The sequence below is a fragment of the Muribacter muris genome (assembly GCF_001038205.1).
In the GTDB taxonomy this organism is placed as follows: domain Bacteria; phylum Pseudomonadota; class Gammaproteobacteria; order Enterobacterales; family Pasteurellaceae; genus Muribacter; species Muribacter muris.
The window spans coordinates 1-23,828 of sequence record NZ_JWIZ01000041.1 but is presented as its reverse complement, the minus strand read 5'-3'; the positions used below and the strand labels follow the sequence as shown (position 1 = coordinate 23,828).

The 23,828-nt window shown below is 44.3% G+C and carries 20 protein-coding genes, 1 pseudogene and 1 riboswitch; of the genes and pseudogenes, 12 read left to right on the top strand and 9 right to left on the bottom strand.

Annotated features, from left to right (window positions below; genetic code table 11):
* Window positions 1-33 precede the first annotated feature (33 nt).
* From RO21_RS07145 to thiM, 6 genes and pseudogenes are all read right to left on the bottom strand, one after another.
* Entirely contained in the window at window positions 34-1,806 is a 1,773-nt protein-coding gene (locus tag RO21_RS07145) for an ABC transporter ATP-binding protein/permease (protein WP_047977116.1), read from the bottom strand.
* 105 nt (window positions 1,807-1,911) lie between these two features.
* A pseudogene (locus RO21_RS07140) lies at window positions 1,912-4,056 on the bottom strand (TonB-dependent receptor).
* A 358-nt stretch (window positions 4,057-4,414) separates the two neighbouring features.
* The gene (gene frr, locus RO21_RS07135) at window positions 4,415-4,972 is read right to left on the bottom strand and encodes a ribosome recycling factor (RefSeq protein WP_047977115.1); all 558 of its coding nucleotides are present in this window, start codon (window positions 4,970-4,972) and stop codon (window positions 4,415-4,417) included.
* Between the two features lie 61 nt (window positions 4,973-5,033).
* Window positions 5,034-5,723 carry a thiamine phosphate synthase gene (gene thiE / locus RO21_RS07130; RefSeq protein WP_047977114.1) on the bottom strand — a complete coding sequence of 230 codons (690 nt, stop codon included), beginning with the start codon at window positions 5,721-5,723 and terminating at the stop codon, window positions 5,034-5,036.
* On the bottom strand, window positions 5,713-6,513 hold the full coding sequence (gene thiD, locus RO21_RS07125; RefSeq protein WP_047977113.1) for a bifunctional hydroxymethylpyrimidine kinase/phosphomethylpyrimidine kinase: 801 nt from the start codon (window positions 6,511-6,513) through the stop codon (window positions 5,713-5,715). The genes thiE and thiD overlap by 11 nt, the downstream gene beginning before the upstream one ends.
* Window positions 6,506-7,306: a hydroxyethylthiazole kinase gene (gene thiM / locus RO21_RS07120; protein WP_047977112.1), complete on the bottom strand. Its 801-nt coding sequence runs from the start codon at window positions 7,304-7,306 to the stop codon at window positions 6,506-6,508. The genes thiD and thiM overlap by 8 nt, the downstream gene beginning before the upstream one ends.
* 55 nt (window positions 7,307-7,361) lie before the next feature.
* Window positions 7,362-7,451, bottom strand: a riboswitch (TPP riboswitch).
* A gap of 246 nt (window positions 7,452-7,697) precedes the next feature.
* Between thiM and lpcA the strand changes: the two genes are divergently transcribed.
* The 3 genes from lpcA to tsf all read left to right on the top strand — a co-directional run bounded on the left by lpcA (window position 7,698) and on the right by tsf (window position 10,236).
* Complete coding sequence (gene lpcA, locus RO21_RS07115) at window positions 7,698-8,282, top strand: D-sedoheptulose 7-phosphate isomerase (RefSeq protein WP_047977111.1); 585 nt, start codon at window positions 7,698-7,700, stop codon at window positions 8,280-8,282.
* Between the two features lie 278 nt (window positions 8,283-8,560).
* Window positions 8,561-9,286 (top strand): 30S ribosomal protein S2, encoded by a 726-nt coding sequence (gene rpsB / locus RO21_RS07110; RefSeq protein WP_047977110.1) that lies wholly within the window; start codon window positions 8,561-8,563, stop codon window positions 9,284-9,286.
* 98 nt (window positions 9,287-9,384) lie between these two features.
* A complete protein-coding gene (gene tsf / locus RO21_RS07105) occupies window positions 9,385-10,236 on the top strand; it encodes a translation elongation factor Ts (protein ID WP_047977109.1) in 852 nt (283 codons plus the stop codon).
* 290 nt (window positions 10,237-10,526) lie between these two features.
* Here tsf and RO21_RS07100 read toward each other — a convergent pair whose 3' ends face one another.
* Window positions 10,527-11,456: a response regulator gene (locus RO21_RS07100; protein WP_047977108.1), complete on the bottom strand. Its 930-nt coding sequence runs from the start codon at window positions 11,454-11,456 to the stop codon at window positions 10,527-10,529.
* Complete coding sequence (locus tag RO21_RS07095) at window positions 11,449-12,258, bottom strand: sensor histidine kinase (RefSeq protein WP_047977107.1); 810 nt, start codon at window positions 12,256-12,258, stop codon at window positions 11,449-11,451. The genes RO21_RS07100 and RO21_RS07095 overlap by 8 nt, the downstream gene beginning before the upstream one ends.
* A gap of 417 nt (window positions 12,259-12,675) precedes the next feature.
* Here RO21_RS07095 and lepA point away from each other — a divergent pair, with 417 nt between their 5' ends.
* From lepA to recO, 6 genes are all read left to right on the top strand, one after another.
* On the top strand, window positions 12,676-14,469 hold the full coding sequence (lepA, locus tag RO21_RS07090) for a translation elongation factor 4 (RefSeq protein ID WP_047977122.1): 1,794 nt from the start codon (window positions 12,676-12,678) through the stop codon (window positions 14,467-14,469).
* A 225-nt stretch (window positions 14,470-14,694) separates the two neighbouring features.
* A complete protein-coding gene (gene lepB, locus RO21_RS07085; protein ID WP_047977106.1) occupies window positions 14,695-15,657 on the top strand; it encodes a signal peptidase I in 963 nt (320 codons plus the stop codon).
* A 54-nt stretch (window positions 15,658-15,711) separates the two neighbouring features.
* Window positions 15,712-16,383 (top strand): ribonuclease III, encoded by a 672-nt coding sequence (gene rnc / locus RO21_RS07080; RefSeq protein WP_047977105.1) that lies wholly within the window; start codon window positions 15,712-15,714, stop codon window positions 16,381-16,383.
* A gap of 127 nt (window positions 16,384-16,510) precedes the next feature.
* On the top strand, window positions 16,511-17,260 hold the full coding sequence (locus RO21_RS07075; protein ID WP_420911991.1) for a Fic family protein: 750 nt from the start codon (window positions 16,511-16,513) through the stop codon (window positions 17,258-17,260).
* 81 nt (window positions 17,261-17,341) lie between these two features.
* On the top strand, window positions 17,342-18,247 hold the full coding sequence (gene era, locus RO21_RS07070) for a GTPase Era (RefSeq protein WP_047977103.1): 906 nt from the start codon (window positions 17,342-17,344) through the stop codon (window positions 18,245-18,247).
* 187 nt (window positions 18,248-18,434) lie between these two features.
* A complete protein-coding gene (gene recO / locus RO21_RS07065) occupies window positions 18,435-19,142 on the top strand; it encodes a DNA repair protein RecO (RefSeq protein WP_047977102.1) in 708 nt (235 codons plus the stop codon).
* Here recO and metX read toward each other — a convergent pair whose 3' ends face one another.
* Window positions 19,143-20,216, bottom strand: coding sequence for a homoserine O-acetyltransferase MetX (metX, locus tag RO21_RS07060; protein WP_047977101.1), 1,074 nt, complete (start codon window positions 20,214-20,216; stop codon window positions 19,143-19,145).
* Between the two features lie 251 nt (window positions 20,217-20,467).
* Here metX and RO21_RS07055 point away from each other — a divergent pair, with 251 nt between their 5' ends.
* The 3 genes from RO21_RS07055 (at window position 20,468) to treB (ending at window position 23,640) form a co-directional block, all read left to right on the top strand.
* Window positions 20,468-21,364 carry a DMT family transporter gene (locus RO21_RS07055; RefSeq protein ID WP_047977100.1) on the top strand — a complete coding sequence of 299 codons (897 nt, stop codon included), beginning with the start codon at window positions 20,468-20,470 and terminating at the stop codon, window positions 21,362-21,364.
* Window positions 21,361-22,047 (top strand): SanA/YdcF family protein, encoded by a 687-nt coding sequence (locus RO21_RS07050; protein WP_053067737.1) that lies wholly within the window; start codon window positions 21,361-21,363, stop codon window positions 22,045-22,047. Before RO21_RS07055 ends, RO21_RS07050 begins: the two co-directional genes overlap by 4 nt.
* A 174-nt stretch (window positions 22,048-22,221) precedes the next feature.
* Window positions 22,222-23,640, top strand: a complete 1,419-nt coding sequence (treB, locus tag RO21_RS07045) for a PTS trehalose transporter subunit IIBC (RefSeq protein ID WP_047977099.1) — start codon at window positions 22,222-22,224, stop codon at window positions 23,638-23,640.
* Window positions 23,641-23,828: the final 188 nt, after the last annotated feature.

The following is a 23,828-nucleotide window of genomic DNA, read 5'->3' as shown; positions in this document are numbered from 1 at the left end:
ATTTTATGCTAACTGACCGCTTGTACTGGCATTTTAGTTGGTTTCGACACAACAAATTCCAAGGGTGATCCGTTTATTATGAAACGGTTGCAGGGTACAGCGATGTCCAACACTAATCAGAATACTGTGTGGCAGAGCTTGTTTAATCGTGCGATAGAGTATCGCTTCGGTGGCTTCGTCCAGCGCCGAGGTCGTCTCATCAAGGAAAATCAATTCCGGTTTACTGAGTAAAATACGCACGAAGGCGATACGTTGCAATTCCCCCGGCGAGAGCGTAGTTTGCCAGTCGAGATCCTGATCTAACGCATCAAGATATTTTTCCAAGCAACATTGTTGCATTACCTGACGGATTTGTGTATCGCTGGCATCAATATGCGGATAGCAAATAGCGTCCCGCAACGTACCTTGCGGCATATAGGGACGTTGCGGCAAAAAGAGCGGTTGCTCGGTACAAGGGCGTTCGGCAATGCCTACGGTTTCAAACGGGTAAATCCCCGCCAATGCTTTTAATAGTGTGGTTTTGCCTGTGCCGGACGCCCCTTGAATGAGCAACGCATCACCATTTTTCAGCTCTATATTGATATTTTGCATTAGCAGCGTGCCGTTTGCGTCTTTAACCCCAAAGTTTTTTAAGGTGAACCCTCGGCTACACGGATAAGGGTAGTGAAGCTGGGTGCTGTCTAACTTATCCAATGTGATAAAAAAACCGTACAGGCGGTTAAGGCGAGCTTGATAAAGGGTAAAATCATCGTAAAACAGGCGGAAAAACGAGAGTGCCCGCATTAAGCGGTTAAAGGATTGTACCGTTTGGTGCATATCGCCAAGGGTAACTTGACCGGCAAAAAAGCGCTGGGACTGCAACATTAGCGGCAGAATCATCGCAATTTGAGTTACGCCGGTGTTAAAACCGTCCAACCCTAACGTTTTTTGTACGATCTTCCAACGGTTATCAATGACGGCGGCAAATTTTTGACGTAGATGATGCCGTTCTCTCTCCTCACCGGCGTAAAAGGCGATACTTTCCGCATTATCTCGTACACGAATTAATGAATAGCGGTAATCGCCCTGTAATTTTTCTTTGTTGAAATTCAGCTTAATCAGTGGGCGGCCGATGATGACAGAGAGGAGGGTGGCGCATAGAATAAAAAGGTAGATGAAAAAGACCACACCTTTCGGAATTTCCACCCCGAAAATCGCCAAAATACCGGATAATCCCCATAAAATCAGGGTAAATTCCACGGTAGAAACCAGTGCATTGATTACGCCTCGCACCGCATCAAGCGTGCCGTGAACAAACTCGGTGGCATCTTGTTCTATCCGTTGATCGATATTATCCGGCAAATGTTTTTCATATTTGACGAGGTAGTAGTTTTTATTGGCAAGCCAGCGATTGAGCATTTCGGCGTTGAGCCTTTCCAGCCAGCGAATTTCAAAGACTTGTTGTAGAAAGTAATTGATGATGGCGTGGATAATTTTCACAATAACCAGCATTAAATTGATAAGCGCGAAAAACCAAAACGCATCGGCTTGCTGCTTTTGCAATGAACTGTACAATCCGTTGTAGAAAAAGGTATTGAGGACGCTGATCCGCACTTCTAATAAAATCATCAACAGTAGCAACAACATCAGAGCTAGGGTTTTAGGTTTGTTTGAGCTTGCCCAACAAGGTTGGGTGATGTGCCAAAACTTTTTGCCGAAGGTGGTTTTGCCGAGTAATCTTCCCACCAAATAAACCCCTGCCGATACACTTATCAGTGCAATGATTAACCACGATGCACTGTTGTTTAATTCCGTTTGCCAGTTCATTTGTTTTCCTTTATATGATGACAAGCGGTCGGTTTGCTGGATTTTTTTACAACAGTTTGAGATTGCAAAAATAACAGCTTAGCTGACCGCTTGCTCAAGCCGTGTTTAGAATGAATAATCGGTTTTGAACCAGTAGGTGCGGGGCATTCCTAATACGGCAAAGCTGCGATCGTATTGTCCCCGTTGTACTTGCCAATACTGTTTGTTGAACAGATTTTCAATACCGAAACGGAACACCATTTGTTGTTTGCCATTGAGGGATAGGGCATATTTTGCACCGGCGTCCACGGTGGTATATGACGGTAATTTATAGTTGGCTGCCGTATCCTGATAGGATTTGCCGTAGTGCTGCAAGCCGGCATTCAAGGTTAAATTACGCAAAAAAGCGGTGTCCCATTCTACGTTGGCTTTCATCATCAGACGAGGGCTGGTAACTTGTACGCCGGATACAATCGTATCCGCATAGGTTGGGAAATCGAACACTTTGCCTTGATTGTAACTCACGCCCACATTGGCGCGCAGGGTTTTGTCCAACAGGCTGGTGTAGAGGTTAAATTCAAGCCCACGGTTGCGCTCTTTACCTCGTTCCTGATTGGCGAAGGCTTTCATTGCTTTCGTGTTGCCACGAATAATCCCCGGACGGCTGATTTGGTAAGCACTGAAAGTTGTCGTGATATTTTCGCCCCAGTTTTTACGCACACCGGCTTCGATCTGTTTGGTAACCCGTGGGCTGTTCATTTCACCGGTTTCCATATCGACTTTGCCCGGTTCAAGATCTTCTAAATAGTTAGCATAGAACACTAAATTTGGATTGTAGGCATAAGAGATCGCCGTCATTGGGCTGAAGCGGTGAGACGACAAGCGGTTGTTTGCGTTGCGATCTTGTTGCTTAATCCATTGGAAACGTCCGCCGAGCGTGAGGCGGAGTTTGTCGTCCAAAATGCCGAGCGTATCTGAAAGCGCGATACTTTGTGAGGTGAGCTTGGTATCTGCCGCTTGGCTAAGCGCAGAGAAAGCCGGTTTTTCAATAAATTCAGGCTGGTACAGATTGGTCTGCATCTGACCGCTGCGGGTTTTAGTCGGATTATTGTCGTGATCCCGCTGACGTTCTACCGAGTCAAATGCGAGATTCCAATCGTGGTTAAGCTGTCCTGTTGCAAAATTGCCCTGCAACTTGAGATTGGCACTGGTGGTACGGGCGCGGAAGTCAAAGGCGGTTGCATTCGCAATACGGTAATCACCGTTTTAATTCCGCATTGTCAGTTGTGTGAAAGAGCCGGCATATTTCGATTCCATATGCCCCAACCCGCCGGAAAGCATTAGATTATCGAGTAAATCGTACTCAAAGGTCAGCATCGCAGTAGCATCTTGGCTGGTTTGTGCAGACCAATGCGGCACTAAATTGATCTTGCCGTTTGGAGCAGCGGGGATTGCAAAGGCTAAATTTTGCATATCCTGAACCCTTGCCCGCCCTCCATCGACTTGGCGTTTATTTTGCATATAATCAAGCCCGACTCGTAGCTTTTCGCCGCGATAATCCGCGCCAATCGCAATCTCTTTGGCTCGCTCGCCGTAGCCGACACGGGTAGTATCGCCATCACGGTATTTGCCGTTGATCCGCACGCCCCACTCGTTGTTCGTACCAAAGCGGCGACCAAAATCAAAGGATTCTTGTAAACGATTATTGCTGAACCACGCCAAGCCGATACGGTTAATCTCCTCATCGGTCGCCCGTTTGGTTTCAATATTCAGTGAAGCACCCGCCGAGCCTTCCGGATCCATTCCTACGGTGGCGGTGGACGCCCCTTTTATCAACTGTGCAGAACCGACCGCAGCCGTCGGTGAATTGTAGGTGGAATAAAGCCCTGCCAAGCCGTTTACGCTAAATTGGCGGGCATCTAGCTGTAATCCCCGCACATAAATGCCTTGTAGGGTATTGGTTTCACCGCCGAAATTCATTACCGACGCATCGGTTTTGGCAATCGCATCGACCACATTGCGAGGCTCTTTATCGGCGAAGGCTTTTTCATCGTAATTCACCACGCTAATCGGCGAAGTAAAGGCTAACTGCTTGCCGAGCAAACTTAAATTGACATCGGCTTTTAAATTCGGGTTGGCTTTGAACTGTTCAAGTTCGGCAACGACTTCGACTTCATCTAATGAGGCTTGGTTTTCCGTTTGAGTGGCGTAACTCAACGAAGCCGTGGTTGCAAATAAAGCGGTATAAATGAGATTGTGTTTAAAGGTCATAGGCGTTCTCTAAGATAAAAGTTATTAAGAATAATTCTCAATATTCTACCCTCTTTTATCTGTAAAATCGCCCACTAAATCGATTTAGCGGTGAGTTTTTACAAAAATTTAATTTTGCAAATGTTAGCAAGATATTGACCGCTTGAGAGAGGAAACTATGGCATTATGTATCAGTTATATCAGTCTGAAGACTATTCATAGGTAGAAACGTACTGGGGTATATTCAAACTCTATCTGTTACTGGAGAAAGCGGATTAGGCGGGGCTACGGTTTGAATGAAAAGCGTATTGTGATCATACTGGGAACGGTGAAAAATTGCCCCTCACTCGTCAGAATAAGGGGCAGATTGGGAGAGGAATTAGAAATCCATTAGCTCTTTTTCTTTGTCGGCTAACACTTCATCGACTTTTTTGATGAAGCTGTCGGTGATTTTTTGGATCTCTTCTTCGGCTTTGTGCTGCTCGTTTTCGCTGATTGCTTTATCTTTGAGTAAGGCTTTGATTTTATCGTTGGCATCACGGCGGACATTACGAATCGCGACTTTGCCTTGCTCACCTTCGCCTTTGACAATCTTGATTAAATCACGGCGACGTTCTTCCGTGAGTGGCGGAAGCGGTACACGGATAGTTGTGCCGGCAGAAGATGGGTTTAACCCTAAGTCAGAGGTTAAAATCGCTTTTTCAACCGCACCGATTAAAGAACGGTCAAACACGCTAACGGCAAGAGTGCGGGCATCTTCTGCCACCACATTGGCTAATTGACGTAACGGGGTTGCCGCACCGTAATACTCGACTTGGATTCCGTCCAATAAGCTCGGCTGTGCACGACCGGTACGGATCTTCGCAATATGCCCTTTTAATGCCTCAAGGCTTTTTTCCATACGTTCTTGCGTGTCTTTTTTAATGTCGTTAATCATTATGCTGTTCCTTTCTAAACAAATAAACGGGGGCGATTTTACCTAATTTCCGGTGGTTTTCCTAGCGATTGTTGAGAATTATCGGGGCGGCTTTGAGCTGCCGAACGGCTAAGCAGATATCCGGTGCTTGGGTGATGGCGGAAATGACCGCAAGCCCGTCAATCCCGCTTTGACGTAAGCGGGTGGCATTAGTGGTATTGATACCGCCGATCGCCACACAAGGCTTATCAATCGCTAATTGGGGCAGGTTATCAAGGAAATCCACGCCTAAGGCGGCACTGTGGTCAGGCTTTGAATCGGTTGGGAAAATCGGCCCGATGCCGAAATAATCAATCGCATCATAATGGCGATAATGTTGGAGTTGTTCAAGGGTATTGATCGATAATCCAAATATGAGATTTTGCTTTTTTAACCGCTCAATAATCTGTTTGACATTGCCGTCCGATTGACCGATGTGAATACCGTCTGCCCCGACTGCCAGCCCCAACTCGACATCATCATTCATAATAAATGGAATGTGATAGTCGTGGCATAATCGGCGACATTTTTGGGCGAGATCTGCCTGCGCTTTAGGCTGTGCAACCAAAGAGAATTGACCTTTATCACGAAATTGAAAGCAGCTGATGCCACTCTCTAGCGCCTGTTTTAAGATTTTTAGTAAGTTTTCGGCAGGATCGCCGCTTAAATGTCGCATATCCTGTGTGCCGGCAATAAAGTAGAGATGCAGAGAAGCCCTAATATTAGCTTTCATCTTGATATGCCCAGTGGTTAGTCGGCCCTTGCCCTTTGCCGATATTCAAACTGTTGCAAATGGCGGCATTGACAAATTTTTTAGCGATACTGACCGCTTGTTGTACGGTTTTGCCTTTTTCAAGCTCCGCCGTAATGCAGGCGGAGAAGGTACACCCTGTACCGTGAGTGTGGGGGGTGTCATAACGTGAGGTGCTTAATGTCAATTCAAATTCAGGGTGAAACACCCAATCGGTACTCATCTCCCCTTGAAGATGTCCTCCCTTTATAATCACAGCGTTTGCGCCCATTTTTTGTAGGGCTTTTGCCGCCCGTTTTGCCGTGCGGTGATCGGTGATGTGTATGCCGGTTAAGGCTTCCGCTTCCGGTAAATTGGGGGTAAGAATGTCCGTTAAAGGCAGTAATTGGCGGAGCAAGGCAGTGATCGCGTCAGGGGCTAATAAAGCCGCACCGCCCTTGGCGATCATAACCGGATCGACAATAATCCGATTAAATTGATAATAGCGTAGCTTGTCGGCAACGCAATCAATGACCTCACGACTGCCGAGCATACCGAGTTTGACGGCGGCGAGTTCAAAATCTTGCGCTACCGCATCAATTTGTGCAGCAATACTCTTGACAGGAATAGGGTGAATGTCAAACACCCCTTGCGTATTTTGGGCGGTTACGGCGGTGAGCACGCTCGTGCCAAAAACACGCCGCATTTGGAACGTTTTTAAATCCGCCTGAATACCTGCACCGCCGCCACTGTCCGAACCGGCAATCGTCAGCACTTGAGGGAGCTTATTCATCACTTACCCTCGCGCGTGTTGAAATATCTGTCGGGCGAAGGGTGGCAAGGCAGTCAAGTAACTGCACGGCGAATTGCCCCGATTGCTGCGGTAAAATCCCTTGAGTCGCCAGCTCGCCGGCTATGTTGTAACTTGTGCAGGCTTCAATGGTCGCTTGGAAGGCTTGATCTTGGTCGGCAACGCTCAAAAAGGCGGCAAATACTGCACCGAGTAGACAGCCTGCTCCGGTGATACGGGTAAAAAGCGGCGTGCCGTTGTGAATATTCACTACACGCTTACCATCGCTGATGCGATCGATTTCTCCGCTCATTGCCACGATACAGTGATATTTTTGGGCAACTGCCTGTGTCATCGCGGCGAAGTCCGCTTGCCCCTGTCCGGCATCGACCCCTTTCACTTGCCAATCCATTTCGGCGAGTGTGGCAATTTCACCGGCATTACCCCGAATAATGCTCATTTTAACCGTTTGCAACAGACTGGCAACAGCTTGTTTGCGGTAGGGCGTTGCCCCTACGCCAACGGGATCTAACACAACCGGCACATTCAGGGCATTTGCCGCACGTCCGGCGCATATCATTGCATCGAGATCCGAATGGTTAAGCGTGCCGATATTTAAGAGCAAACCTTTGGAAAAGTGTTGAATATCTGACATTTCTTGCACATTGGCGGACATTAACGGCGAAGCGCCCAATGCCAACAGACCGTTTGCGGTGTAGTTGGCGACAACGTAATTGGTAATGCAATGGATTAACGGGTTGGCTTGGCGGATTTTATCTAAAAGAGAAAATTGCATAGTGTCTCCTATTTATTGAATAAAAGCAGAACCAGCAATATTGACGAAAAGGTGGACAGTATTGAAGTTAGTTCCCTACGTCAGTATTAACTGAATCAGGTTCACGGGTATAATCTCAGCAATAATTGCACCCCGACTAAACGATTTTTAGTCTAATACTGCCAAAATATTTCGCAAGTAGTTGCGCGAAAAAAGATCAGAAATGTGATCTTCTTCACATTTTAAGAGCAATATTTTTCAGAAAGCGATTGATCAGGTTTGCCCTGTGCGATTTCAGCCTATTGATGCGGAGATTGTTGCTGTATATAGCAGGGCTTTATGTTAGACTGCCCGCACTTTTCCGCCGAACAAGCGGTAAGAAAATTTCCATTTTTTGCAAAAGGATCAGGTTATGTATCAACAACAGATTTTGGCAGAACTGAAAGAAGCTGCCGAAGTATTAGATAAATTCATTCAAGACGAACACAATTTAGCCTTAATTCAGCAGGCGGCGTTGCTGATTTCCGACAGTTTCAAGCAAGGCGGAAAGGTGCTGTCGTGCGGTAACGGCGGTTCGCACTGCGATGCGATGCACTTTGCCGAAGAGCTGACCGGGCGTTACCGCGAAAACCGCCCCGGCTATCCGGCGATTGCCATTTCTGATGTCAGCCATTTAAGCTGTGTAAGTAACGATTTCGGCTATGAATATGTCTTTTCCCGCTATGTTGAAGCCGTGGGGCAAAAAGGCGATGTCCTGTTTGGACTTTCCACCTCCGGCAATTCAAAGAATGTGCTTAATGCAATAGCCGCGGCAAAAGCTAAAGGAATGAAAGTGATTGCGATGACGGGTAAAGACGGCGGGCAAATGGCGGGGCTGGCAGATGTGGAAATCCGTGTGCCGCATTTCCGCTATGCCGATCGTATTCAAGAAGTGCATATTAAAGTCATTCATATCTTAATGATGCTGATTGAATTTGAAATGGCGAAAGCGGCGTAATGTTGTTTAATGTCGATAGATCGGGGCAAGGGAAATGCCCCGATTTTTCGTGAAAAATCACTGGATTTTTTCTAAAATCCTGCTAAAATTTGCCCGTTTTTTGTGCTTAAGATATTTTGTACGAAAAACATTTATTTTTTATGTTAATCCAAAATCACACACATATCATTAACTGATTATCGGGGTGCTGTTAGATAATCTTTAACGGTCGATTTATCAGGGTATGTGGAGGCTAAACCCTTCCCAGTTAATTGGGAACTTACAAAAGGAAAATTTTTATGGCACAAGTATCTATGCGCGATATGCTTAACGCAGGCGTTCACTTCGGTCACCAAACTCGTTACTGGAACCCAAAAATGAAACCGTTTATCTTCGGTGCGCGTAATGGTGTTCACATTGTAAACTTGGAAGTGACTTTACCGTTATTTAACGAAGCGTTAGCGGAATTAACCCGCATTGCGAGTAACAACGGCAAAATTCTTTTCGTTGGGACAAAACGTGCAGCGTCAGACGCAGTAAAAGCAGCAGCAGTAGAGAGCCAACAATTCTATGTGAACCACCGTTGGTTAGGTGGTATGTTGACTAACTGGAAAACAGTCCGTCAATCAATCAAACGCTTAAAAGATTTAGAAGCGCAAACCCAAGACGGTACATTCGATAAAATCACTAAAAAAGAAGCATTGATGCGTACCCGTGAGCTTGAAAAATTAGAATTGAGCTTAGGCGGTATCAAAGATATGGCGGGTTTACCGGATGCAATCTTTGTCATCGGTGCGGACTACGAACATATCGCAATCAAAGAAGCAAACAACCTCGGTATTCCGGTATTTGCGATCGTTGATACTAACGCAAGCCCGGACGGCGTAAACTACGTTATCCCAGGTAACGATGACGCAGCACGTGCGATCCAACTTTACTTAGATGCAGCGGTAGCAGCAATCAAAGAAGGTCGTGGTCAAGAAGCGGTTGCAGCGGAATTTGTTGCAGAAGAAGCGGCTGAATAATCGTCTTTAAGGCAAGCCCTTAAAACACATTCATTATTTGTGAAGCAGGGGCAAATTTTCCCCTGCTTTCTTTTATCTACAATCAAGAGGAATCGAAAATGGCTGAAATTACAGCAGCACTCGTAAAAGAGCTACGTGAGCGTACCGGCGCAGGTATGATGGAATGTAAAAAAGCGTTAGTGGAAGCAAATGGCGATATTGAATTAGCAATCGACAATATGCGTAAATCCGGTCAAGCCAAAGCGGCTAAAAAAGCCGGTCGTGTTGCCGCAGAAGGCGTTATCCTTGCCCGTATCGGTGCAGGTTTCGGCGTATTAGTTGAAATGAACTGTGAAACAGACTTTGTGGCGAAAGATGCCGGCTTCTTAGAGCTAGCGAACGAAGTAGCGGATTACGCAGTTGCAAACAAAGGTGCAACCATTGATGCGTTACAAGCGCAATTTGAAGAAAAACGTGCAGCGTTAGTGGCGAAAATCGGTGAGAATATGAATATCCGCCGTGTTCAATACTTAGAGGGCGAAGTGCTTGCACAATACTTACACGGTGCGAAAATCGGTGTATTAGTCGCAGGTCAAGGCGCTGAAGATGAGTTGAAAAAAGTGGCAATGCACGTTGCAGCCTCTAAACCTGAATTTGTTAATCCTGAAGATGTTTCTGCGGAAGTGGTGGCAAAAGAGCGTGAAATTCAAATCGAAATCGCAATGAACTCCGGTAAACCAAAAGAGATCGCAGAGAAAATGGTTGAAGGCCGTATGGCGAAATTCACCGGCGAAGTGTCTTTAACCGGTCAAGCGTTTGTAATGGATCCATCACAATCTGTCGGTAACTACTTAAAATCTGTGAATACTTCCGTGTCTGGTTTCATCCGTTTAGAAGTGGGTGAAGGTATCGAGAAAGTGGAAGAAGATTTCGCAGCAGAAGTGGCAAAAATCACTGGCGGAAACGCATAATTTTTTCCTTTCAATTAAGAGCGAGCCTAAGGCTCGCTTTTTTTATTCTTTAATCGGTCGGTTTATTCTTGCTTTTTGAGAAATTATGCAGTTGCACAAAATCATAGCTGAGCCTGCCGCCTGCCTATCTATTGAGAGGTCAAACTAAGGTTATTTTTGATTTAAAGCGTATTTATATAAGTTATCTTGATACTTAGACAAGCGCAACGATCGTCTTAATTTATGATTTTGTCAATAATATGGGCTTAACTCATGCTTCGATAATTCGACAAGCTCATTTTCTAATTAGTCTAATGACATCGCACTAATGGAACTTCTCTTATTTGTTCATCAATTATCTTCTTCAATTCTGATAGTTTATTTGGTGCTTCAATCAATCTAATTAATTCATCATTAGATAATACAACAATCTTACCTAAGGTAGCGGAGCTTCTTAACTCTTCTAATTTTACAGTTTTAGCAATATAACTTGTTGTTGCAATAATACCTAATTCAACCAATTGGTTACTTGAATTAATTTTATTTTTGAATACAATGTAGTCATTCTTATCAATTGGAGTGGATGATCTATTTTTAGCTTCTAAAAAGATGTATTTACCAAATTTTGATAAAAAAGGATCTTTGATATCATTACGAATTATTAAATCAATTTCAGAAGTCGAATCTACAACTCTTTTCTGAATAAAGCTAAACCCAATAGATTGAAATAAAAGACTTAAGAAATTCTCAAATTTAGCACCTTTCTCATAATTTTGAGTGGTGTTTTTTGCCTCTGCATAAATGGACATCAATGCATTATTTGTTTCTGACGAATCTATTGTTAGTCCATCATAATAACGCTTTATTTGGTCTACTAGTTTTGGAATCCATGTATCATATGGTTCTTTCTCTTGCCAATCTAATACTTTACCCGTCAAAAATATCTCTTTAATTTCTTTCATATATAGACTAGTAAATGAAGATACAATAATAACTTTAGCTAATGGATTAATATTTATAATTTCTCTAGCTAAATCAACCCCATCAAACTTAAAATCATCCATTCTAATATCAATAATAGCTAAATTAAAATATCTATTTTTAATACCCTCTTCAATAGCCTCCTCAGTATATAATGCCTCAAAAGTATATCCAATATCAGACAACTCTTTACTAAGCAGCTTACTAAGTGCTTCTGCTTGAGGTTTTTCATCATCAATAATTAAGATATGCTTATTCATGTTTGTTATCCTCTAGATTAACAAATGGTAGTTTTACTAAAAAACATTTTGTGTATTCAGGAAGCTCTGATTTTTCTACCAAAACCGAACCTTTAAAAATATTACATAAATAATGTACATGATATAAACCTATACCTGTTCCTCCTGTTTTAGAAAAACCATAATTGAAAATATCTTTTTTTTCATATTCAGGAATTTCTGTACCATTATCATACAATCTAAAATATAGTACTTTATTTTCTTGATCTATACGAGTATCAAATAAAATCTTAGGGTTATGTATATTACATAAATTCGTACATGCATTTTGAATCATATTTGTAAACATTTGAAGTAAACTATGAAAAGGAAAATTTAAATAAAGATCGATATCATCTAATATATTTTTACTAAACAATATATTTTGCTCTTCTAGTTTATACTTATTTAATGATTCAATCGCACCAATCAAAGAGTTTAATTTAAATGAACCAGAGCGGCTATGAGGTACTAAGCGTGAAAAATTAGAAATTGTCTCTCTAATAATAACAACTTGCTTTTTTAAAATGTCAATGTGGTCATTAGAAATCTCTTCCGCAGTATTAGAACTTAAAATTGCATCAATATTTTGAATACTATTTTTAATATCATGACTCATAAAATTAGATAAATAAGCGATATGTAAATTATGAGAATTATTAATTGCTTCTATTTTCTGTTGATTTTCTTTGTTTATCTGTTTAATCTGCCATTCTAAATCTTTCTTTATATGGATCATATTCTGCTGAACTTTGGGACGAAATCCTTTGTTTCTTTTCCTCATTATCTACCTCAACAATAAAAATAAAAGCTTTCTCACCTTAGCATTCTTTAAGAAAAGAATCAATCTGAAAGTGCATCTAAGGTAAAAAGTCACTGAATTTTGATAAGAAAATTGTGTAACTCGTACACTGCTGTCGTTGAGTTTGTCGAAATGTGAGTTTTGCGAAGCTCCATTCTCCTTATGTTCCTTAATGTTTCTCCTTTCGATAGTTAGACAGACTCATTAACCTCAAGCTCACGGATAGTAGTGCCTATAATTTCTGATTTTGTGCAAGTACTAAGTAACAATACTGGTTTTTTGCAAAAAATCATTGAAACCGACCGCTTTCTTTTTCCTTTTCGTTGGTTTTCAGGTAAAATTCTGTGATTATTTTCTTAATAAGTTTTGACAGATAGGACATTTACTGCCCTTATGAAAATGCAGAATATTCGTAATTTCTCTATTATTGCCCATATCGATCACGGCAAATCGACCTTATCCGACCGCTTGATTCAAACCTGCGGCGGCTTATCGGCGCGTGAGATGGAAGCACAAGTGCTGGACTCAATGGATTTGGAGCGTGAACGTGGCATAACCATTAAAGCCCAAAGCGTAACCCTTCATTACACCGCCAAAGACGGTGAAACCTACCAACTGAATTTTATCGACACCCCGGGGCACGTTGACTTTTCCTATGAAGTATCCCGCTCTTTAGCGGCGTGCGAGGGCGCATTATTAGTGGTCGATGCCGGACAGGGCGTTGAGGCGCAAACCTTAGCAAATTGCTATACGGCGATTGAAATGGATCTCGAGGTCGTGCCGATTTTAAATAAAATCGACTTACCGGCGGCTGATCCGGAGCGAGTGGCGGAAGAAATTGAGGATATTGTCGGCATTGATGCAATGGAAGCGGTGCGTTGTTCGGCAAAAACGGGGTTAGGCATTGATTTGGTATTGGAAGAGATTGTTGCAAAAATCCCTGCTCCTGAAGGCGATCCCGAAGCGCCGTTGCAAGCGTTAATTATTGACTCTTGGTTTGATAACTATTTGGGGGTGGTTTCCTTAGTTCGGGTGAAAAACGGTACGCTCAAGAAAGGCGACAAAATCAAAGTAATGAGTACCGGACAATCCTATAATGTGGATCGCTTAGGGATTTTCACCCCGAAACAAGTGGATACAACCGTCTTAAACTGCGGCGAAGTCGGCTGGGTTGTCTGTGCGATTAAAGATATTTTAGGTGCGCCGGTGGGGGATACGATTACCCATCATCATAATCCTGCCGCAGAGGTATTGGCGGGTTTCAAAAAAGTGAAGCCGCAAGTTTATGCTGGTTTGTTCCCGATTAGCTCGGACGATTATGAGGCGTTCCGTGATGCCTTGGGCAAATTGAGCCTAAACGATGCCTCGCTTTTCTACGAGCCGGAAAATTCCACGGCACTCGGCTTTGGTTTCCGTTGCGGTTTCCTCGGCTTATTGCATATGGAAATTATCCAAGAGCGGTTAGAACGGGAATATGATCTTGACTTGATTACGACAGCACCGACCGTTGTCTATGAAGTTGAGCAGACCAACGGAGAGGTTGTTTATGTGGACAGCCCGTCCAAACTGCCGCCGATCAGCAATATTGCCCAAATCCGTGAGCCGATTGCCGAGTGTAATATGCTTGTGCCGCAGGAATATTTAGGCAATGTGATTACCCTTTGCGTTGAAAAACGGGGCGTGCAAACTAATATGGTGTATCACGGCAATCAAATTGCGCTAACCTATGAAATCCCAATGGGCGAAGTGGTGTTGGATTTCTTCGACCGTTTGAAATCCACGTCTCGCGGTTATGCCTCTTTGGATTACGGCTTTAAGCGTTTCCAAGCAGCCGATATGGTGCGGGTTGATATTATGATCAACGGCGATCGGGTTGATGCGTTGGCACTTATCGTGCATAAAGATAATGCACAGTATCGTGGGCGTGAATTGGTCGAAAAAATGAAAGATCTGATTCCGCGTCAGCAATTTGATATTGCGATCCAAGCGGCAATCGGCAACCATATTATTGCGCGCTCTACGGTTAAACAGTTACGTAAAAATGTCTTGGCAAAATGTTACGGCGGTGATGTCAGCCGTAAGAAAAAATTGTTGCAGAAACAGAAAGAGGGTAAAAAACGAATGAAATCCCTCGGTAACGTTGAAGTACCGCAAGAGGCGTTTTTAGCAATTTTACACGTTGGCAAAGACTAACCACAAGCGGTCGGTTAGCGATATATTTTTGTAAATTTTTGACATTATGTCGTAAATGTACAATCTAAAGAAAATGTAGGGACACTACGCAGTTATTCGTGAAAATCAAATGATCTCAAAAGTTGTATGGTTTCCCTACTGATGAGATAGCATTTAAGTTTGTGCAACGGCTAATAATATCGTAAATTTCCACTTAAAACCGACCGCTTACAGAAGGAGAACGAAATGGCAAATATCCTGCCGATTTTATTTATTGCCGTACTTTACGGCGTATGGAAAGTGTTGGAGAGCTACCAACTGCCGAACACCTTGTCGATTATATTGGTGTCGTTGGTGGTGATCTGCGGCGGTTTTTGGGTGTTTTATAAATTCAGTGCCGAACCTCGCCGTCAAGCGAAAATTGCCCGTGAGCAAAAACGGCTAGAGCGTGAATTAACAGCGGAAGAACTGGCACAAGTTCAGCCTCGATCAATGATCGGTGAATTTCTCGCCTCACTCTTCGGGGTACTTTTCTTGGTTACTTTTTTACGTTCGTTTATTTTTGAGCCGTTTCAAATTCCGAGCGGATCAATGGAACCGACCTTGCGAGTGGGCGATTTCTTAGTAGTGGAAAAATACGCCTACGGCATTAAAGATCCGATTTGGCAGAATACCTTAATTGAAACGGGCAAGCCACAGCGGGGCGATGTGGTGGTGTTTAAAGCACCGCAACAACCGGCGGTAGATTATATTAAGCGGGTAATTGGTGTGGGCGGCGATAAAGTTCAGTATGACTTATCCACCCAACAATTAACGGTAACAGACGGCAAAACCGGCGAAGTGAAGACATTCCAATATCAAGGTGCAGCACCAAATCCCGACTTTTTCTATCACGGTGAAATGCAAATTGAGCGTACGGAAATCGGTGATGTCCGCCATCAAATTTTAAATAACCCGCAGGCATTTAATTATGCCCCCTATTTTTATCAACAAGCGGGGCAAGCCGTTGGCGAATGGGTTGTACCGGCAGGGCATTATTTCGTAATGGGCGATAATCGGGATAACAGTGAAGACAGCCGTTTTTGGGGCTTTGTACCGGAGAAAAATCTGGTCGGTAAAGCCACTTTTATTTGGTTGAGTTTGGATAAAAAGCCGAATGAATTTCCAACCGGCATACGATTTAACCGATTATTTACCACAATACAATAATAATTTCAGCGGCAAAGTTGGTCGCATTTCCTTAACTCAAGGGCAGAGGTCTTAATGCAATTAGAACGATTACAGCGTAAGCTGGGGTATCAATTCCGACAAATTGATTACCTAAAACAAGCGCTTACCCATCGCAGTGCAGGGGCAAAGAATAACGAACGGCTGGAATTTGTCGGCGATTCCATTCTTAACTTTGCCATTGGCAAAGCATTGTACGATAAATTCCCGAAAGCAAACGAGGGGGAACTCAGCCGAATGCGGGCCTCTTTGGTGCGGGAGCAGACCTTAGCGATTGTTGCGCGTCATCTAGAGCTAGGCGAGCATATACGTTTGGGGGCAGGCGAGCTGAAAAGCGGCGGTTTTCGGCGGGAATCGATTTTATCGGATTGTGTTGAGGCAATTATCGCCGCGATCTATTTGGATTCCGGCTTTGAAATAGCGCTTGAATGTGTTTACCGTTGGTATCAAGATTTGCTGGCGGAAATGAAACCGGGCGAAGCGCAAAAAGATCCGAAAACCCGTTTGCAAGAGTATTTGCAAGGCAAAAGGCTAAAATTGCCGGAATATCAAGTGATTGAAATTAAAGGCGAAGCGCATAACCAAACCTTTACCGTAAGTTGTAAAGTTGAACGATTGGCAGAGGCAGTGATCGGCAGCGGCACTAGCCGCCGTAAAGCCGAACAAAGTGCAGCCGAGCAAGTTTTGCAAAAATTGCTCAACAAATAATCTCAACAAGAGGTCAGCAAACGGCAAAAATTTGCCAAAAATGCCTTAAAACCGACCGCTTGCTTTATGAAGAAACGCAATGCAATTAGATGATCTGAGCCAATACCGATTCGCGACATTATTAAAAATGTTGAATAGTAAGAGACCGTTAGATGCTATAACGGCGCAAAAACTTGAAGAACATTTTTATTTAAAATATAACCAACAATCCAATGCGATTGAGGGAAATTCTTTAACGTTGATAGAAACTAAGGTATTACTTGAAAACGGCATTACCGCAAAGGGTAAGCCCTTTAAAGATCATTTAGATATTATTAACCACAGAAATGCGATTTATTATCTGAAAGATTTAATCAAAGAGAATAATCCGTTATCTGAAAAGCAGATTAAAGAATTTAATTATTTATTATTAAAAGGAACGGATTATGAATATAGTGCGGGTAAATACCGTAATGTACCGGTTATGATTGGGGGGAGCGAACATATTCCGCCCCAACCCTATTTAGTGCAAACGGAAATGGATAATTTGTTGATAAATTATCACCAATCCACATCGGCATTACCCCATTCAGATGAGTTTCTTGACATTAAATGTATCGCCCGTTTACACGCGGATTTTGTGCATATTCATCCGTTTACTGACGGAAATGGCAGAACCGGTCGCTTATTGATGAATTTAGAATTGATAAAAAGAGGTTATCCTTTAGCGATTATCTCTGATAGTGATCGTATCGAATATTATCAAGCCTTATCTCAAGCGGATAAGCGTAATTATGAAGAGATTGAATGTTTTCTTTTGGAAACGATCAAGCGAACCTTATGTGATACATTGAATGTTGTTTTTCCTGATTGGCAGCATCATTATTTAAACGATTAACTCAACAAGCGGTCAGCAAACAGCAAAAATTTGCAAAAAAGGTCTTAAAACCGACCGCGTGTTCAACCTCAATGAGAAAGTATGACAACAGAATTAAAAACTTACTGCGGATTTATTGCGATTGTCGGGCGTCCGAATGTCGGCAAATCGACCCTTTTAAATAAAATTCTTGGGCAAAAAATTTCGATTACCTCACGCAAGGCACAAACTACCCGCCACCGCATTTTAGGGATTAAAACCGAAGGGGCGTATCAAGAAATTTATGTGGATACGCCGGGGTTACATATTGAAGAAAAGCGGGCGATTAACCGGCTGATGAATCGTGCCGCCAGCAGTGCGATTGGTGATGTCGATATGGTCATTTTTGTGGTGGAAGGCACAAAATGGACAGACGATGACGAAATGGTACTAAATAAACTGCGTGGCACAAAAGCACCGGTGATATTGGCGATCAACAAAATCGACAATATTAATGAAAAGGAGGTGCTATTGCCGCACATTACTGAGCTGAATGCCAAGTTTCCGTTTAAAGAAATTATTCCAATCTCGGCACATAAGGGCGAAAACGTACAGATTTTAGAGAAATATGTGCGTCAATCGCTGAAAGAGGGGATTCACCACTATCCGGAAGAGTACGTTACCGACCGCTCTCAACGTTTTATGGCATCGGAAATTATCCGTGAAAAACTGATGCGTTTTATGGGGGAAGAATTACCCTATTCCGTAACGGTTGAGATTGAACAGTTTAAAACCAATGAACGTGGCACTTATGAGATCAACGGCTTGATTTTAGTCGAGCGTGATGGGCAGAAAAAAATGGTGATCGGCAATAAAGGGCAGAAAATCAAAGTGATCGGCACGGAAGCCCGTGCCGATATGGAACGTCTGTTTGACAACAAAGTGCACCTTGAATTGTGGGTGAAAGTCAAAGCCGGCTGGGCGGACGATGAGCGTGCGCTACGTTCCCTCGGCTACATTGACGAATAACGGCAAGCGGTGAGTTAATGCCGTTTTTTGACAATATGTCGGCGTAACGCTCAAAATGTCGGATTGTAGAGTGCCTAACGGCTGTATGCGGGCAAGATGAACCACTGCTCAAGTTTGAGCAACGGATTTCTAATTATATTAAACGGGACGCAACAGCGTCCTGTTTCGTACGAGAGCGAATTTGACTATGCAACGGGCGTTTGTGCTGCATCGCAGAGAATATAGCGAAACCAGCTTATTGGTTGATTTTTTCACGGAACAGCAAGGGCGGATAACCCTGCTTGCCAAAGGCGCAAGGCGTGCCCGCTCGCCGCTCAAAGCCTTGTTGCAACCCTTTACACCGCTACTGTTGAGCTGGAGCGGGCGGGGTGAGTTAAAAATTCTCAGTAAGGTTGAAGCGATTTCAATGACCCTGCCAATGCCTACCCTTGCTCTTTATAGCGGTTTTTATGTCAATGAAGTGTTAAGCCGTGTGCTGGAAAACCATACCGCCTACCCCGAATTATTTCAACACTATCTGCACTGCCTTACTCGCCTTGCTTCAAAGCCGGAGGTTGAACCGACCTTGCGAACCTTTGAATTTCAGGTATTGCAAGCCCTCGGTTACGGGGTGAATTTTACCCAATGTGCCGCCACGGGCGAGCCGGTTTCCCCGACAATGTGCTATCAATTTCGGGAAAATGAAGGTTTTATTGCTTCACTCTTGCAAAATAATTTAAGTTTTCTCGGGCAGGATTTATTGGCGTTTGCGGCGTTGGATTTTCGGGAAAAAAGTACGCAACAGGCGGCGAAACGCTTTACCCGCTTGGCGCTCAAGCCTTATTTAGGTTCGGCTCCCCTCAAAAGCCGAGAGTTATTTCAAGGGATTTTGCCGCATAAATTGAAAGGGGCTTAACTATTTTGCCAACCCTTTGCGGATCATCGGTTCAAAAAAACTGTAATCGACTAAAAAGGCATCGTGCCCAAAATTAGAGTGTAGCTCGTAAAAATCGAGCTTCACTCCCGCCTCTTCCAACCGTTGTTTACTTTTGTGCATATCCACCGATTTAAACAGTTGATCGCTAGTAACTGCCACGAGGGTGTAGTTTGCTTGAATACGTTGTAGGGCGTGCCGCTCGCTTGCAAAGCCGAGCGCCGGATCGTATAAATCCAACGCACGTAATAGACGCAAATAGCTGTTGGCATCAAAACGATCCAAAAATTTCACCCCTTGATAGCTCAAATAGGATTCCACTTGGAAATGATCGCCCCAAATAGCCCCGTGTTGCTTGGTTTCACGCCCGAAGGCCTTAGCGAGCTGAACATCGGTGCGGTAGGTCAGCATACCGATCATTCGAGCCAGTTTTAACCCGTTGGCGGGCGGGCGATGGTCGTAATAATCCCCTTCGCGAAAGTCGGGATCATTGACGATCGCTTGGCGCATCACGTGGTTAAACCCGATCCCCTCGGCACTTAGGGTGAGAGAGGAGCAAAGGTTGATGATATTGCGCACTCTATCGGGATAGCTAATGCCCCATTGGGTCGCTTGCATTCCGCCGAACGAACCGCCAACTACGGCGTGTAGTGTGTCAATGCCGAGTGCCTCTAACAGCGCTTTTTGCACAGCGACAATATCTTGAACGGTGATGATCGGAAAGCGGCTACCGTAAGGTTTTTGGGTGAGCGGGTCGAGGGAAGCAGGACCGGTTGTTCCTTTGCAGCCGCCCAACGCGTTCGAGCAAATAAAGAAATAGCGATCGGTGTCGAACGCTGCGCCTGCCCCAATGAAATCCTGCCACCAACCTTTATCCGCCGGTGGTGCAAAGTAAGGTTCGGCATCGCCGGTTAATGCGTGGCAGAGCAGCACCGCATTATCTTTTGTCGCATTCAAACGCCCATAGGTTTGGTAAGCCACCTGAACGGGCGAGAGCGTGCCGCCAAGGGTAAGGGGCAGCGGTTGATCGGTAAAAAGGGTGATATGTTGTGCCATAGTGAACCTTATTTTGCAGAAAACAGGCGGTATCTCACCGCTTGCGTGCCAATATGTTTCTTTTTATCGCTGACTAAATTAGCGAGGGCGACAGCATTTGTCAAGAAATTTTAGCCGTCTAAACGTCTAGATTTTTAAATGGCTAAAAATAGCTTGTTTGGCAGCCAAAATCGCCCGAACCTGTGGCTAAGGCTTGCATTTTTTAGCCGCTCCGCTATGCTACCACCTTGTTTACTTGTCATCGTGAAGCTATGCGAAATCATCAACCAATCAAAGGGGCATTGGCGATTGTGTCTGCGGGCGTGCTGTTTGCCTGTATCAATACGCTTATTCCCAAACTGACCTCCGTCTCCCCGCTTGATGCCAGCGTGATTGCCCTTGTTCAATATTTAGCCGCATTTTTATTCCTTATGCCGAGTATGGCACAGATGGGCTTTTTCCAATCGTTAAAAACCCGTCATTTCGGTTGGCACTGTTTTCGGGTCTTTTTATCGGCGATCGGCATTCAGTGCTGGACAATGGCACTGGCTTATCCGATACCGATTTGGCAGGGGATTGCGTTACTGATGACCTCTCCGCTGTTCGTTACGATCGGTTCGGGGCTTTTGTTAAAAGAGAAAGTCGGGGCGAAGCGTTGGGCGGCAACCTTTCTCGGCTTTATCGGGGCAATGATTATTTTAGCACCGTGGTCGGACGATTTTGAGTGGATCGTATTATTGCCGGTTGCCGCTGCATTCTTTTGGGCGTGTTATTCATTGATGGTGAAAAAACTCTCTGCGGAGGATTCGCCTACGACAATGGTCGCTTATCTTTTTATTTTGATTACACCCTTTAACCTGTTGATTGCCTTAACCAATTTAAGTCCGAACGGGTTTAGCCTGCCCTCTTTTAGCGATTTCGGTTATTTGATTTTACTCGGCTTTTTTACTGCACTGGCACAATTGGCGGTGGCGAAAGCCTACCGCTTAGCCGATGCTTCTTATATTCAACCATTTGATTTTATTAAGTTACCCCTTAACGTGTTGGCTGGCTGGCTGGTGTTTAACTGGGTGCCGCCGGGTAAATTGTGGCTGGGGGCAGCGATTATTATTGGGGCGACAATGTATATCACCCATGCTGAAACGCAGCAGGCAAAGGGCAGAGAATGACAGAAAAAATACGCCTCCGATTTACACGCTTTTCACTATGGCTCAAACGCTGGTCGAAACGGGCTGTGTGGGCTACGGGGCTGTTAGGCTTGCTCATTGTTGCCATCGATCTCGGCACGAGCTATTGGGTAAAGGCAAAAGTCTATACGGACATCAATCGACTACCTGCTCGGGAGTATGCCGTGGTGCTTGGCACGGCAAAATTTTACTCCAGTGGCGCACCTAATCTCTATTATAAATACCGCTTGGAAGCAGCCAAGCAGGTACTTCACGCCGAGAAAGTGCAGTATCTGTTGCTCAGTGGCGATAACCAAACCCCCTACTATAACGAGCCGAAGATGATGAGCGCCGATCTGCAAAAAATGGGTATCTCGCCTACCAAAATGCGACAAGATTATGCGGGATATAGCACCTTTGACTCGGTGATTCGTGCCGATAAAGTGTTCAAATTACCGCCTTTTATCATCGTTTCCCAACAATTTCACTGTGAGCGAGCATTGCTAGTCGCCCAATTTAAAGGGATTGATGCGATCTGCTATGCCGCTACCTATCCCGAAAACCACTATAAAGTCCGTATTCGAGAGTTTTTTGCCCGCACGGTAACGTTAGCACGGCTGATGTTAGGAATGGAAGCAACCACCCTTGAACCCTCTCGGATCGTGGAATTACCCAAAAAAGTGTAACCATTAGATCCGCAGCAAGCGGTCGGTTTGGGCGCATTTTTTACGATTGTGTCGAAGTTAATATATTTGAATTAGTCATTTTGTGATCTCGATCACGGTTTGGGAACGTTCCCATTGCTAAAATTTCGCCTAAAATCTATAATTTAGCCTATTGATTGTCCTTAGGTGCATATTATGGCTAAACAAAAACTTGATCCGCAAAATGTGGATAAATTGATTGAATTGATCGGCGGGCGTGAAAATATCGCCACCGTTACCCACTGTATTACCCGCTTACGTTTTGTACTGAATGATGAAACAAAGGTGGACGGCAAAGGTATCGAGGCTTTACCGATGGTAAAAGCTAATTTTTCAACGGGCGGGCAATACCAAGTGGTTATCGGGCAGGAAGTGGGTGATTACTACAATGTGCTATTGCAAAAAACCGGCTTGGCAAGTGTCGATAAAGAGCAGGTGAAAGCGGCGGCCCGCCAAAATCAAAAAGGGTATGAGAGCTTGATTTCGCATATGGCGGATATTTTTATTCCACTGTTACCGGCGTTGATTAGCGGTGGGTTAATTTTAGGTTTCCGCAATGTGATCGGTGATATTGCGATGATTGACGGCAAAACCTTGACCCAAGTCAGCCCATTTTGGCAGAGTGTGCATTCTTTCTTATGGTTGATTGGTGAGGCGATTTTCCACTTCTTGCCGGTCGGGATCTGTTGGTCGATTGCACGGAAAATGGGGACATCGCCGATTTTGGGCATTGTATTGGGGATTACCTTAGTATCGCCGCAGTTGATGAATTCTTACGGGTTAGGATCGCAAATACCGGACGTTTGGGATTTCGGTTGGCTGGCGGTAGAAAAAGTCGGCTACCAAGCCCAAGTTATTCCGGCGATTATGGCAGGTTTGGCATTATCTTACATTGAACGGTTTTTTAACAAAATCGTGCCGGACTTCTTAAATTTAATTATTGTGCCGGTAACGTCCATTATTTTAGCTGTGTTTCTTGCACATACGATTATCGGGCCTCTCGGGCGGGAAATCGGTAATGGCGTGGCATTTGTGGTGAAATATGCAATGACGGGCGATTTTGCGCCGATTGGTGCGGCATTATTCGGCTTCTTATATGCGCCGCTTGTGGTAACGGGGGTTCATCAAACGTCCCTTGCGATTGATATGCAGATGATCCAAAGCATTGGCGGCACGCCGGTGTGGCCGTTGATTGCACTGTCTAATATTGCACAGGCTTCGGCGGTGGTTGCTGTCATCATTATGAGCAAAAAAGCCAGCGTACGAGAAGTGGCAGTACCGGCGGCATTATCTGCCTACTTAGGTGTTACCGAACCGGCAATGTACGGCATCAACTTAAAATACCGTTTCCCAATGCTCTGTGCGATGATCGGCTCGGCGTGTGCCGCCTTAGTGTGCGGTTTGGCAGGCGTGTTAGCGAGCAGTATCGGTGTAGGCGGTTTACCAGGCATTTTATCCATTCAGCATCAATTCTGGGGCACATTTGCAGTTGCAATGCTCGTGGCGATTATCGTACCGATTATACTGACAATGGTGGTATATAAACGCCGAGCCAGTGCCGGCATATTAGAATAGAGGTTATACAAGCGGTGAGATTTCACCGCTGTTTTGCAATTATTCAATATTATGTCGCAGTTGCACAAACTTGTTTTTTGTTCGCTTGTAGAGACACACTGCGTGTGTCCGGATTTTAAGCTATTGAAATAATTTGATTTTTATAAAGGACACACGCAGTGTGTCCCTACATTTTGTTAAAATGTGTA

Excerpts from the sequence above, each read along its gene's own strand:
- thiM (WP_047977112.1), bottom strand. The coding sequence starts at position 7,306 with ATGCAATTTTCTCTTTTAGATAAAATCCGCCAAGCCAACCCGTTAATC.
- rnc (WP_047977105.1), top strand. The coding sequence starts at position 15,712 with ATGCAATTAGAACGATTACAGCGTAAGCTGGGGTATCAATTCCGACAA.
- metX (WP_047977101.1), bottom strand. The coding sequence starts at position 20,216 with ATGGCACAACATATCACCCTTTTTACCGATCAACCGCTGCCCCTTACC.
- RO21_RS07075 (WP_420911991.1), top strand. The coding sequence starts at position 16,511 with ATGTTGAATAGTAAGAGACCGTTAGATGCTATAACGGCGCAAAAACTT.
- lpcA (WP_047977111.1), top strand. The coding sequence starts at position 7,698 with ATGTATCAACAACAGATTTTGGCAGAACTGAAAGAAGCTGCCGAAGTA.
- RO21_RS07100 (WP_047977108.1), bottom strand. The coding sequence starts at position 11,456 with ATGAATAAGCATATCTTAATTATTGATGATGAAAAACCTCAAGCAGAA.
- RO21_RS07145 (WP_047977116.1), bottom strand. The coding sequence starts at position 1,806 with ATGAACTGGCAAACGGAATTAAACAACAGTGCATCGTGGTTAATCATT.
- frr (WP_047977115.1), bottom strand. The coding sequence starts at position 4,972 with ATGATTAACGACATTAAAAAAGACACGCAAGAACGTATGGAAAAAAGC.
- tsf (WP_047977109.1), top strand. The coding sequence starts at position 9,385 with ATGGCTGAAATTACAGCAGCACTCGTAAAAGAGCTACGTGAGCGTACC.
- lepB (WP_047977106.1), top strand. The coding sequence starts at position 14,695 with ATGGCAAATATCCTGCCGATTTTATTTATTGCCGTACTTTACGGCGTA.
- era (WP_047977103.1), top strand. The coding sequence starts at position 17,342 with ATGACAACAGAATTAAAAACTTACTGCGGATTTATTGCGATTGTCGGG.
- thiE (WP_047977114.1), bottom strand. The coding sequence starts at position 5,723 with ATGAAAGCTAATATTAGGGCTTCTCTGCATCTCTACTTTATTGCCGGC.
- thiD (WP_047977113.1), bottom strand. The coding sequence starts at position 6,513 with ATGAATAAGCTCCCTCAAGTGCTGACGATTGCCGGTTCGGACAGTGGC.
- recO (WP_047977102.1), top strand. The coding sequence starts at position 18,435 with ATGCAACGGGCGTTTGTGCTGCATCGCAGAGAATATAGCGAAACCAGC.
- treB (WP_047977099.1), top strand. The coding sequence starts at position 22,222 with ATGGCTAAACAAAAACTTGATCCGCAAAATGTGGATAAATTGATTGAA.
- lepA (WP_047977122.1), top strand. The coding sequence starts at position 12,676 with ATGCAGAATATTCGTAATTTCTCTATTATTGCCCATATCGATCACGGC.
- RO21_RS07055 (WP_047977100.1), top strand. The coding sequence starts at position 20,468 with ATGCGAAATCATCAACCAATCAAAGGGGCATTGGCGATTGTGTCTGCG.
- rpsB (WP_047977110.1), top strand. The coding sequence starts at position 8,561 with ATGGCACAAGTATCTATGCGCGATATGCTTAACGCAGGCGTTCACTTC.
- RO21_RS07050 (WP_053067737.1), top strand. The coding sequence starts at position 21,361 with ATGACAGAAAAAATACGCCTCCGATTTACACGCTTTTCACTATGGCTC.
- RO21_RS07095 (WP_047977107.1), bottom strand. The coding sequence starts at position 12,258 with ATGAGGAAAAGAAACAAAGGATTTCGTCCCAAAGTTCAGCAGAATATG.